Source organism: Novosphingobium sp. B 225 (assembly GCF_002198665.1).
GTDB lineage: Bacteria > Pseudomonadota > Alphaproteobacteria > Sphingomonadales > Sphingomonadaceae > Novosphingobium.
Genome location: NZ_MWLM01000024.1, coordinates 41,197 through 52,948, shown reverse-complemented (window position 1 = coordinate 52,948; position 11,752 = coordinate 41,197). Strand labels below are relative to the sequence as shown.

Below are 11,752 nucleotides of genomic sequence, written 5' to 3'. Positions count from 1 at the left end.
CCCCAATGTCGAGGCCCGCCCCACCCCGATCCCCAGCGAAGGCCGTGTGGCGCGGCTGCTCGCCGGGCGGGGCTACTGGAACAAGGCCCTGCGCGCGGACCGGCTGGACCTGTTCGAAGCTTTCCACCTCCCCGCCGTGATCGCGCCGGATTGCCCGACGCTGCTCACCATTCATGATCTTCGCCCGGTCCGCCCGGATGCCCCGCTGGCCGAACGACTGGTCGCTCGCCCCGTGCTCCACCGTGCGCTCAGCCGCGCCGCCTGGACTCTTGCCGTGTCGGACACGGTCGCGGCGGAACTGGCGGCGTTCCACCCCGGCGCGCGGGTGGAGCGGCTTTACAACGGCGTGATCCCCGCCGACTTCGCCGCCCCCGCGCCCGAAGTTCTGGCAGACACGCTCAACCGCTGGCGCCTGCCCGAACAGTTCCTGCTCGCCGTCGGGCATATCGAGCGGCGCAAGAACCTGCCCCAGCTGGTCGAGGCTTTGGCCCTGCTCCGCGCCCAGGGGCTGGATCGCCCGCTGGTCGTGGTCGGCAACCCCGGCGGGGCCGAGGAGGAGCTGGCCGCCGCGATTGCCCGGCACGGTCTGGGCGATCTGGTTCGGGTGCTGCACGGGGTCAGCCATGCCGATCTGCTCGCCCTGTACCACGCCAGCCGCGCCATGGTCTTTCCTTCGGCCTATGAAGGCTTCGGGATCCCCATGGTCGAGGCCATGGCCGCCGGGCGCCCCGTGGCCGCCAGCGACACCCCGGTGTTCCGCGAACTGGCCGGCGATGCGGCACAGTTCTTTCCGCTTGGCGATGCCCCCGCCACCGCCGCCGCGATCGAGGCGCTGTGGTCCGACCCCGCCCTTGCCGCGCGGCTGGTGGAGCGGGGCCAGGCCCTGCTCCCGCGCTTTGACTTCGCCGTGCTGGCCGATCAGCTTGCGGTGCTTTACCGCAGCATCCGGGCCAGCTGATCGCGCAGCGCCGCGCGGGAGTGGAACCGATCGTACAGCCCCCGCAGCGCCGGATCGAAGGCAGGCCCCGCCTCGGCCAGCAAGTCCGCCATCGCCGCGGCAAAGCGCGCCGGATCATCCTCGCACCGGTTCGCCGCCAGCACTTCTGCGCCATAGCCAGAGAAAGCCTCCGCCGTCCCGACCACGCGCTTGCCGTGCATCAAAGCCTCGGCCAGCTTGGTCTTCATCCCCGACCCGGCGCGGATCGGGGCTACCACCAGGGCGGCTCCGGCGTACCACGGCGACAGATCATCCACCGGGCCGACCAGCTCCATGCTCGCCGGCAAGTCCCCCGCCAGCCCATCCAGCCCGCGCCCGACCACCAGCGTCGGGATCGCCAGCCGGGGTGCCACTTCGCGGGCGTACCAGCGCAGCCCGTCAAGGTTGCCATAGAACCCGCCGCCAACGAACAGCGCGAAGGGCCCGGCCCGCGTCAGCGGAACCGCCGCCGGATCACGCCGGTCCTCCAACGCCATCGGCAGCACCGCATCGGCGCCCCGGCCAAAGCGGCGAGCCAGCTCTGCACTGTCACGCTGGCTCAGCGCGATCCGGCAAGTGCTGTGGCGCAGCGCCAGCCGTTCGGCCTGCCAATGCCCCGCCAGCACCGCCAGCGCGCGCGGGCCCGGGGCGGCGCGCAGGGCATCGGCGAAGAAGCGGGTCTCGCAGTTGTGGAAGAAAGTCATCACCGGCAAGTCCGGCCTGATCTTCCGCACCATCTGCGCCGCCGCGCCCAGGTTCGATCCGTCAAGGAACACCCCGGTCAGCGTCTCGTCCGCCAGCCGCACCGCCAGTTCCTTTCCCGCCGCGCCGTCAAGAGCGTGGAGCTGGCCGCGCAGGCCGCCCAGCGCGCTGCTCCGTCCGGTCAGCCGCAGCACGCTGACCGCGCCATGCAGTTCGCCCAGCACCCCGTGCAGCAACCGCGACAGCAGCTCGCGCCCGCCGCCGGGGCTGTGGCCGTCATCGGTGGTCAGCAACAGCAAATGCCCCGCGCACTCCATCTCTGCCCCGCTATCCATCCGCCACCCTTTGCCAGCAGCGCGCCAAGACTGTAACACCTAATTCGCCCCCCACCCAAAGGACCGCCGCTGCCCCGATGGAACCGCTTGATTTCACGGTGGTGATCCCGCTTCACAACAAGCGCGAGCATGTGGCCGCAACCCTTGCCTCTGTCCTGGCCCAGACCCTGCCCCCGCGCGAGGTGCTGGTGATCGACAACAATTCGACCGACGGCGGGCCCGATCTGGTCCGCCAGCTGGACAGCCCGCTGATCCGGCTGCTCAGCGAACCCGAACCCGGCCCCGGCCCGGCCCGCAACCGCGGCATTGCCGAGGCGCGGCACCCCTGGATCGCGTTCCTTGACGCCGATGACCTCTGGACCGAAGGCCACCTTGCCGCCCTGACCCGCACGGTCGCGGAGTTCCCACAGGCCCCGCTGGTCGCCACCGGCTTTCAGACCTTCACCGGCACGCCCCCCCGTCTTTCTCCCGTCGGGCCAGCTCCGGGCCGTCTGATCGACTATTACCACGCAGCCGAGGCCGACCTGATCTGGACCTCCGCCGTCGCCGCGCGGCGGGAGGGCCTGATCGCCAGCGGCGGGTTTGCCGCCTTTCCGGTCGGTGAGGATACCGACCTGTGGATCCGCCTGGCCCTGACCGGCCCCTTTGCCGTCAACCCGGCGGTCACCGCACTGTACCGCCGCGACAATGGCGGGATCATGGACCGCGAGCAGGCCGCCCTGCAGCGGCGCTCACCCCCGCCATCCCCGGTCTTCGCCACGATCGACACCTTGCTGGCCGATCCGCGCCATGCCGCGCGCCATGCGGCATTGGCAGCCTATGGCGACGGCCTGCGCCGCCGGTTTGCCCGCCAGCTGATCTACAACGCCCACCCCCGCGCCGCGCGGGCCCTGCTTTCCGGCAGCAGCGCACGCGGCGGCAACTGGTGGCTCTACCGGTTTGCCAGCATGGTCCCCGCCCCCGTGCTACGCCTGCTCTCCCGCCTCTGGAGTGCGCGCCGGGCCGGGCGGACAGGCCGGACAACAAGGTGACACCCTGTCCGGGTCATTAATCTCGATATTTCAATGTTTTATCGCAAATAAAGTGACACATCTGCACTTTTTGAACGTTTTTCGGTGCAGACTGGCCTTACCCACAAAACTTGCGGCCCCAGGGGCCGGAACCGACAATGTCAAAGAGCCGTTCGGGGTATGCCAGATTCGCGGCGTGTAGGAAAATGCCTTGTGGCGCGGCGGGACGCGCTAGCGAGCCATGGCTTCGGCCCGCTGCAACAGGCCAAATTCGCGCCCGACCAACCGACTTCCGTCCAGCCCCAGATGATTGGCATCACGGTACAGCGCCGTGCCGCCGCGCCGGGTTTCGCAGCGCGCCGGATCGGGGCAGAGCAGGCGGTCCAGCCGCAGCACGGGCATATCGGCCTCGGCAGCAAAGCGCGCGAACAGCACCTCGCTCCACACGGCAGCAGGGGCCGCACCCGGCCCGGTGATCGCACAATCGGCAGCGGAGGCGAGCGAAGGCAGGCCGAGGTCCCGCCGCGCCCAGCATTGCCCCGGATCGAACCCGGCCTGGACTGGCCCGGTCACCAGCACCACCCGCTTTCCCAGCGCCCGCACAGCATCAGCCGTGGCCCGCTGCGCCGCGATCAGTCCGGCCAATTCGGCCTGCCGCAGGCGGCCATCGGCATGCAGCGCCAGGGTCCCCGGCTGGGCATAGCGCTGATAATAGCCCGACAGCACCACCACCCGCACGCCGGGGCTGTGGCGCAAGTATTCGATCACGTTGGCGTTGAATTGCAGGCAGCCCCGCGCAAAGTCCTGCGTCGCATCGCGGTCCACCGGGGCCAGCCCCAGCAGCGGCGCGCACTGGCCCTTGCTGGCCTGCGCCAATGCGACAGGGCCAGTCGCGGTCAATGCCGGGATCAGTTGCTGCGAAAAGGAATCGCCCCAGACCAGCACTTGCGGCGCGGGCGACGTGGCGCAGCGCCCGTCAAACCGCGTCGCAGCGGCATCGCAGCCGGGCAGGTCCAGCCCGGTCACGCCGGACAGATCGATCCCCGGCCCACGTTCGCGCACCAGCGCCGCCCCGCCCAGCGCTGCGCCCGCCAGCAGCAGCGTGGCCGCCAGATAGAGCAGCAACACCCGGCGCGGGGCGAGCGGCGCGAACCGGCCCGGCAGTTCGATCCAGCGGTGCAGCAGCCAGCCCAGCACGCCCGACAGTGCAACCAGCGCCAAGGCTGTGGGCACCGGCAGCGGCGCACCCAGCAGCAGCACATGGGCAAAGGCGAACAGCGGCCAATGCACCAGATAGAGCGCATAGGAAGCATCACCGATCCGCACCAGCGGCGTCAGCCATGGCCGCCCCGGCAGTTCCGCCAGGATCAGCGCCATGGTGCCAAGGCAGGCCGGCAGCGCTAGCAGGTGCTGAGGCAGGGGCAGCGTGAACAGCACCGGGACCAGCACCAGCATCAGCGCGGGCAGCGCCAGCTTCGCGGCGAATTGCCTCACCCCCGGCCGGTCGGCCAGCAGCGCCGCGATCACCCCCAGCCCCAGTTCCCAGGCCCGCGTCGGCAACAGATAGAACGCCGCCCCCGGGCTGCGCGGATAGAGCGCCAGATAGCCCGCGAGGCTGCCCAGCGTGACCAAGGCCAGAACCGGCCAGCGCACCCGGCGCGGCAGCAGCCACAGCGCAAGTGGCAGCAGCAAATAGAACTGCTCTTCAATCCCCAGCGACCACATGTGCAGCAAGGGCTCGCTCGCCGCGGCATTGTTGAAATAGTTGATCTGCTGCCACAGCACCACATTGGTGGCATAGGCCAGCGCCCCCAGCGCCTGCTGGGTAAAGCGCGCATGGGCATCGGGCGTCAGCAGCAGCGCGGCGGCGATCACGCAGGCCAGCAGCACGGCATAGGCCGCCGGGGCCAGCCGGCGAATCCGGCGCAAATAGAACTCCCTGAACGAGAATGTCCCCCCATCCAGCGCGCGCAGCACATGCCCGCCAATCAGGAAGCCCGAGACCACGAAGAACAGGTCCACACCCAGGAAGCCGCCGGGGGCCAGCCCCAGCCCGGCGTGATAAAGGATCACCACTCCTACCGCGTAGCCACGCAGGGCCTGGATATCCGGCCGCAGCGCTGGCACCGCGCTCATGCCCGATCCTGCGCCGTGCCGATCAATTCGGCATAAGTGCCAGTCCCCGCGATCCGTCCGCCATCCAGCCGCACGATCCGGTCACACAGATGCAGCGTGGTCAGCCGGTGGGCCACGATCACCAGAGTCAGCGCGCGCGGCAGGCGCGACACCGATTGCATCACCGCGGCCTCGGTCGCATCGTCCAGCGCGCTGGTCGCTTCGTCCAGCACCAGCACGCTGGCCTGCTTGTAGAGCGCGCGGGCAATCCCGATGCGCTGGCGCTGGCCGCCCGACAGCCGCACCCCGCGTTCGCCCACGGTGGTGTCATACCCTTCGGGCAAGGCGGCAATGAATTCATCCAGTTCGGCCAGTCGCGCAGCTTCGCGCACGCGCTCCATGTCGATCTCACCGCTCGCTCGGCCGAACGCGATATTGGCGGCGATGCTGCCGTCGGCCAGGAAGATCGCCTGCGGAACATGCGCGACTTGCGCCTGCCAGGCGGCCTTGCCCGCTTCGTCCAACCGCTGCCCGTCGATCTGCAATTCCCCTTCGCCCGGATCGAGCAAGCCCATCAACAGGTCCACAAAAGTGCTTTTGCCGCTGCCCGAACGCCCGACCAGCCCGATCCGCGCGCCCGGTTCGATCGTCAGGTCGATTTGCTTGAGCGCTGCGGCGCGGTGCCCGGGATAGGCGAAGCTGACCTGCCGAAAAGCGATGCTGCCGCCGCCGCCCGGTGTGACCGGAGGCAGGGCTGGAACATCGGGAAAGGGTTCCTCCATCAGCAGCGCCACATCGATCAGCGCTGCGCGGTGGCCGTGGATCTGCGACCAGCTGAAATAGGCCTGCTGAATCTGCGGCAGCAAGCGCTGGGCCCCTACTGCCAGCGCGCCCAGCATCGGCAAGGCTCCGGCCATGCCGCCCGGACGGCCCGAGACATAGACCGCGATCACCGCGATCAGCACCACTCCCGCCGCCTCAACCACATGGCGCGGCGCGGCGGCGATGAACTGGTTGGCGGCCTGGGCCTGGCGATAGGCATCGTCAACCGCGCCGAATTTCGCCAGAAACACCGGCTGCGACCGATCGAGCAGTACATCGCGAATCCCGCCAAGACCTTCTTGCAGCACTTGCACCCGCTGCTTCAGCGCGCCCGAAATCACATCGCTGTTGGCATAGAGCCGCTTGCGGGTGAAACGGCTGACCAATGCATAGAGCACGCCGAAACAGGCCGCCGCGATCAGCGATGTGCTGGCATCGATCGCCATCAGCGCGCTCAGGATAAACAGGGCTACGACCAGCGCGGTCAGCCCGGCCATGGCCGGCAGCAGGACATTGCCCAGCACAAACTGGACCTTTTCCATCGCCGCCAGCGTTTCAGAGCTGTTGTGCATGACGTGACGGGCATAGGGGCGGTGCAGCACCCGGCCATAGACGCCCAGCGAAAGGTCATGCGCCACGGCAAAGACATAGTGCTGGCTGACCCACAGCAGCACGAGCCGGATCACCGCCGCCACTACCGCAATGGCAATCAACAGGCCGGCTGCGGCGGCAACCGGGGCCACGCCAAGCAGCGCGCCCAATTGCTCCACCGGGCCAACCAGCCAGGCATAGCGCCCGCTGCCCGCGCCCGGGGCCACGATCGCCAGAAACGGCAGAACCGCGCCGACCGTCAGGGTTTCAGTCAGCGCGCCTGCGACCATCAAGACCAGAGTCAGCAGCAATTGCCGTTGCCGCCGTGCGCCAAGCTGGCGATAGATCAGCCGGGCTGCGGCCAGCGGGGTCATCACCGGCGCCGTCATTGCTGTGCTGCGGCGGGTCCCTGTGCCGCAAGCCATTGCTGATAGGGGAGGCGCCAGTCCGGATCGGCGGCCAGCGCGCCAGCCACCGCTGCCTTGCCATCTGGCCGGGCCGCAATCGCGGCGATCAGGGCATAGACCTGCGGACGGCTATCAACCGACAGCCGCATCACCGGCCCCGCTTCGGCCATGACCGCATCATAGCGGCCGGTCCGGGCATATTCATTGATCAGCCAGCCCCGCACCAGCGCAAGCCGGGGCGAACGGTGCCGGGCCGCTTCCATCAATGCGGTGGCGCGCGGCAGATCACCGCGTGCGCTGGCATCAAGCCCGGCCAGAGCCAGCGGCAGTCCGGCCGCCGGAATGCGCGCCATGGCCTGCGCGATCAGGCGCTGTCCTGCGGCATCGGCCATCCCTTCGGATTGCCGCGCACGCTCAAGCGCCAGCAGCGCCAGTGCATTGCCGCTGGCCGGCCAGAGCCGCGCGGCAAGATCGGGGCGGCTGGCTTCGGCATGGCGGACCAGCCCTTCACGCAGCACCAGCGCGGCGCAGAGCAGCAACAGCGCCAGCCCCAGGCTTAACCTGAGCATGGCGCGGGTCCGCCGCTGCGCGTGGCTCACGCGCTGACGTCCAGCGTCTTCGGCCCGTCCCGCCGTCCCTTGCGGCCGAGCCCGCCGAACAGGCCCTTGCCCGCAGCGTCATGTTCCGGGCCATAGCCATAGCCATAGCCATAATGTTCGTTATCCGCCCCGGATTTGAGCTGGAACTTGGTCAGCACTGCGCCCACCAGTCGCGCGTTGGCGGCTTGCAGGCGGCGAACCGTGCCCTGCACTGCCGACCGCCGCGTCGAACTGGCTTCGACCACCAGCAGGGTCGCCGCGCAGATCGAGCTGAGCACGGGAGCGTCGGCCAGCCCCAGCACCGGCGGGGCATCGACGATCACCACGTCGTACAGCCGCTCTGCTTCGGCCAGCAATTCGTGGATCCGCACCGTGGCCAGCAATTGCGCCGGAGCGGGCGGGATCGGCCCGGCGGGCAGCAGCGCCATGTTCTTGAGCTTGGTCGGCACCACTTGCTCCGCCAGCCCTTCCGAAGTGCCGAGCAGCCCGCTGAGCCCGATCGAATCACCACTGGCCGAATGGAACGAAGGGTTGCGCATATCGGCATCGATCAGCAGCACCCGCAGCCCGATCCGCGCCAGGTTCTGCGACAGGGCCAGGGCCGAGCTGGACTTGCCCTCGCTCGGGCGGGAACTGGTGACCAGCACCGAACGCGGCAACCCGCCTTCGCCGACAAAGCGCAGCGCGGTCATGATCGAATGATAGCCTTCGGTGACCGGAGACTTCGCGTCCTCCAGTTCCTCCGCCAGGGTCGATCCGCGCGTGACCCGCGGGACCACGCCCAGCGCCGGGAGCTTGAGCATTTCGCCAATATCCTCGGGCGTCTTGACCGTATCGTCGATGAATTCGATCAGGAAGGCGAGCCCCAGCCCGGCGAGCAGGCCAATCACCAGCCCGATCCCCAGGTTGCGCAGCGGCTGCGGGCGGAACGGCGCTTTGGGCGCCAGGGCAGTATCGATCACCGTGGCCTGACTTTCGCCGAGTTCGCCCACTACCCCGATTTCCTTGAAGCGCTGCAGCAGCGCATCATAAAGTTCGCGGTTGGTATCAACTTCGCGCTGGAGGAAGTTGTAGCCGATCCCGCGATTGCGCAGGTCCAGCACATCGGCGCGCAGCGAGGAAACCTTGGCCCGCAGCTCATTCTCGCGCCCGGCTGCGGCCTGGTACTTGCTGCGCAGCGCGGCATTGAGCGTTCCAGCTTCGCGCGCAAGCGACGTTTCGATCTGCGCAATCCGCCCGCGCAGGGCCAGCATGTCCGGATAGTCCGGCTTGAAGGTCCCCAGCTTTTCCCGGTACTCCGCCTCCAGCCGCGCGCGCTCGGCGCGCAACGCCTGCATCGCCGGATCGCCTGCAAGCTGCCCGGCATTGCCCGGCCCCGCCGCCTGACGATAGCTCTGTTCCGCCGCAATCCGATCGGCCATGGCTTCAGACAGCGCCGTGTTGAGCGTGATCAAGGTCTGGCTGGACAGCGAATCGCCCGTGGCCGAACTTGGGCCATCGCGCCCGCTGCGGCCGCTCCCGCCGCTTTCCAGCGCAACGATGCCCTGATGCTGGGCATAGAGCACCAGAGCGCGCTCGCTGTTTTCCAGCTTTTCCCGCGCGGCGGCCAATCGATCCTGCAGAAAGGTCCGGGCGTAATTGGTGGTGTTGTAGCGGTTTTCGGTGGTGGTTTCGACAAAGCCGCTGGCAAAGGCATTGGTAATCCGCGCCGCCCGCGCCGGATCGGGATCGGTATAGGCCAGGGTGACGAGGTCGCTGCCCCGCAGTGGCACCACTTCCAGATTGGCCATCAACTTGAACGTGGCGGCCAGTTCCCGCTGTTCGCGCGCGCCGCCTTGTCCAACAAAGCCGGAATCGTCCGCCAGCTTTTGATTGCGCGCGACCCGCGCGGCGAGCGAGCGGCTGCGCAGGATTCCGAACTGGGTCTGCAAATACTGGTCATCGTTGCGGAACCGCTGCACCGGCTGGGTGCGGCTGCCCAGGATCTGGGTCGGCTGGGCATTGATCTGCACCGTTGTAGAGGCACGATATTCGCGCGTTGCCGCCAGAGTAACAATCAGCGCCGCAAGCAACACGGCCCCGACCACGCCCAGCACCAGCCAGCGATGCCGCAGCACGACCCGCAAGGCCTGATCGATATCGACCAACCGCTTGGTCACCGGCACATCAGGCATGGCCACCGCTTCGCGCGGGGCGAAAGACAGCCCGAGCAACCTGCGCGAGCCACCCTGACCCGATGCGCCGTCCTCTCCCGTTTCGCTCACCTGCTTGATGCTCCGCTAATATTGCCGCTCCACAGCGTCCCGATTGCGGGCGCGAGCGGAGAAATCAGCCCATCGAATGGCAGGCTTCGCGGGCAAGGTAAAGCCGCAATCCCGGCCCGGTCAGAGCGATATGCGCAGCGCATCGCGCCCCTGATCCCGCGCGGGGGTGGAATCAGGTTGGTCCGGCTCTGCCGCGCGGTCCAGCAGCACTGTCGCCAGCGCCGCCAGCATCGCCATGGCAGCCGTGCGCAGCGGGTAATCTACCGCGCTATGCAGCAGGATCACGCCCAGCGCCGCCCCGCCAGCCCGCGCCGCACCGCCGCCGGCGTGCAGCAAGCCGCTGCCCCACCAGGCCAGCACGGCAATGGCGATCACCAGCCCTGGTAAGCCGTATTCCAGCGCCACTTCCGCATAATCGCTGTGGGCATGATTGCGGTATTCGGGATCGGCCCGGGCGGGGTCTTCATAACGCGGGTAGATCCGCTGGAATGATCCGGCGCCCGAACCCAGCGGCAGGTAATCGCGGGCTGCGGTCAGGGTTGTGGCAATCATCGCCGGGCGGTGCTGTTCCGCGCCGCCAGCTGGCGGTTCTGCCAGGCTGCGTTGCAGTTGCCACAAGCCCAACAGCCCCGCGACCACGGTAGCCAGCACCACCCCGGTCATAAGCACACCCCGGCCCAGCGGCCACAGCGGGCGAACATAAAGCAGACTGACCGCAAGCATGGGCAGCACCAGCAGAGCCCCCGCATCCGATCCCGTCAGCAGGACGCCCCCCGCCAGTCCGGCGCAGACAGGCAGCAGCGCCGCTCGCAGCGGTATGGCCAGCGCAGCGCAAGGGATCGCGGCCAGCAGCAAAGTGGCAAAGTGGTTGCGGTTGGCGAACAGCCCGGTCGCCATGCCGGGGTTGGTCAGTTCATACGGCTGCAAGGCCGCGCCATTGCCGGACAGACGCTGGAGCAGCCCCAGACCGACCGAAACCAGCGCAACCCCCAGCACGCTCAGCAGCGCCAGCTGCCTGCCCCGCGGCGATGCCTGCGCTGCCACAAGCAGTACAGCCAGCGGTGGGAACAGCGCGGTCAGCGCCGTCAGCGTGGCATCGCCATCCAGTGATAGCGGCAGCCATGGCTTTGGCATGCCAGCCAGATCGAACCCTTGCGCAATCTCCGCCCGCCCCGGCAGTGCCGTCCAAAGTGCAGGCGGCAATGGCAGCAGTTGCAAGACCGGCAACAGGATGATTGCCCCGGCGATCAACAGCAGGGGGCGGGACAACGCCAGGGCGCGCGCCTGGATCAGCAGGGCGGCAAGTGCGGCAAGCGCCAGCAGTTGCAGCACCATATTGGCCCAATAACCGCCCGAACTCGATCCGCCGAGCACCAGCCCGGCAAGCATCAAGGCTGGCAGCAGGTAATCACGCAGCACGCGTTGGGACACCGCACCACCATCGCAGCGGGAGGATCAGAATATGTGTTTGAAACAGCGAATCAGGCGATTCGCCGGAACCAGTCGGTTACGGGCTGGCAGGACCACTACCGCCGCCGCCGCCACCGGCTGCAGCGCCGACACCGGCGATCACACCAACGCCAACCAGCACGATCGGCAGCGTACCGCCGCCGCCGCCACCGTTGTTGTTGTTGCCGCCGCCGTTGTTGCCTTCGCAGCTCTTGTCTTCAGCGTTCTTGGGGACGCAGGCATCAGCCGCACCCTGCGCCGCAGCAACCGAAAGCACCGCCCGGTTGTTGATTCGACCGGCCACAGCAGCGACCGGACCAGCCGGTTTGGCAGTAGCAGCCATTGCAATAACCGATTGACCAAGAACGGCAGTTCCCAGCACCAGAGCAGTAATCGCCTTGCGCATCGCGGTAATTCCCCTAGCTCGGGACGCAGGCCCCGTTACCAGCCTTGGGTAACACGGCCCTTGCCCGGTTGCAAAT

Annotated in this window: 9 protein-coding genes; 2 read left to right on the top strand and 7 right to left on the bottom strand. The window is 68.3% G+C overall.

Annotation, left to right across the window (positions count from 1 at the left end; all coding sequences use genetic code 11):
- Positions 1-958 (top strand): glycosyltransferase family 4 protein (locus tag MNBBLIKP_RS02905; protein WP_088307278.1); only part of this gene is annotated, 958 nt, incomplete at its 5' end.
- Here the strand turns inward: MNBBLIKP_RS02905 and MNBBLIKP_RS02900 are convergent.
- Positions 934-2,013: a glycosyltransferase gene (locus MNBBLIKP_RS02900; protein ID WP_088307277.1), complete on the bottom strand. Its 1,080-nt coding sequence runs from the start codon at positions 2,011-2,013 to the stop codon at positions 934-936. The genes MNBBLIKP_RS02905 and MNBBLIKP_RS02900 overlap by 25 nt on opposite strands.
- 77 nt (positions 2,014-2,090) lie before the next feature.
- On the opposite strand from MNBBLIKP_RS02900, the gene MNBBLIKP_RS02895 reads away from it, so the two are divergent.
- A complete protein-coding gene (locus MNBBLIKP_RS02895; RefSeq protein WP_088307275.1) occupies positions 2,091-3,044 on the top strand; it encodes a glycosyltransferase family A protein in 954 nt (317 codons plus the stop codon).
- 210 nt (positions 3,045-3,254) lie between these two features.
- Here the strand turns inward: MNBBLIKP_RS02895 and MNBBLIKP_RS02890 are convergent, their stop codons facing one another.
- The 6 genes from MNBBLIKP_RS02890 to MNBBLIKP_RS02865 all read right to left on the bottom strand — a co-directional run bounded on the left by MNBBLIKP_RS02890 (position 3,255) and on the right by MNBBLIKP_RS02865 (position 11,613).
- Complete coding sequence (locus tag MNBBLIKP_RS02890) at positions 3,255-5,159, bottom strand: acyltransferase family protein (RefSeq protein ID WP_088307273.1); 1,905 nt, start codon at positions 5,157-5,159, stop codon at positions 3,255-3,257.
- Positions 5,156-6,940: an ABC transporter ATP-binding protein gene (locus MNBBLIKP_RS02885; protein ID WP_176399630.1), complete on the bottom strand. Its 1,785-nt coding sequence runs from the start codon at positions 6,938-6,940 to the stop codon at positions 5,156-5,158. The genes MNBBLIKP_RS02890 and MNBBLIKP_RS02885 overlap by 4 nt, the downstream gene beginning before the upstream one ends.
- Positions 6,937-7,557, bottom strand: a complete 621-nt coding sequence (locus MNBBLIKP_RS02880; RefSeq protein ID WP_088307269.1) for a hypothetical protein — start codon at positions 7,555-7,557, stop codon at positions 6,937-6,939. Before MNBBLIKP_RS02880 ends, MNBBLIKP_RS02885 begins: the two co-directional genes overlap by 4 nt.
- Positions 7,554-9,821, bottom strand: a complete 2,268-nt coding sequence (locus MNBBLIKP_RS02875; protein ID WP_088307267.1) for a GumC family protein — start codon at positions 9,819-9,821, stop codon at positions 7,554-7,556. The genes MNBBLIKP_RS02880 and MNBBLIKP_RS02875 overlap by 4 nt, the downstream gene beginning before the upstream one ends.
- 120 nt (positions 9,822-9,941) lie before the next feature.
- Positions 9,942-11,252: an O-antigen ligase family protein gene (locus MNBBLIKP_RS02870; RefSeq protein ID WP_088307265.1), complete on the bottom strand. Its 1,311-nt coding sequence runs from the start codon at positions 11,250-11,252 to the stop codon at positions 9,942-9,944.
- 76 nt (positions 11,253-11,328) lie between these two features.
- A complete protein-coding gene (locus MNBBLIKP_RS02865; protein WP_140420510.1) occupies positions 11,329-11,613 on the bottom strand; it encodes a hypothetical protein in 285 nt (94 codons plus the stop codon).
- Positions 11,614-11,752: the final 139 nt, after the last annotated feature.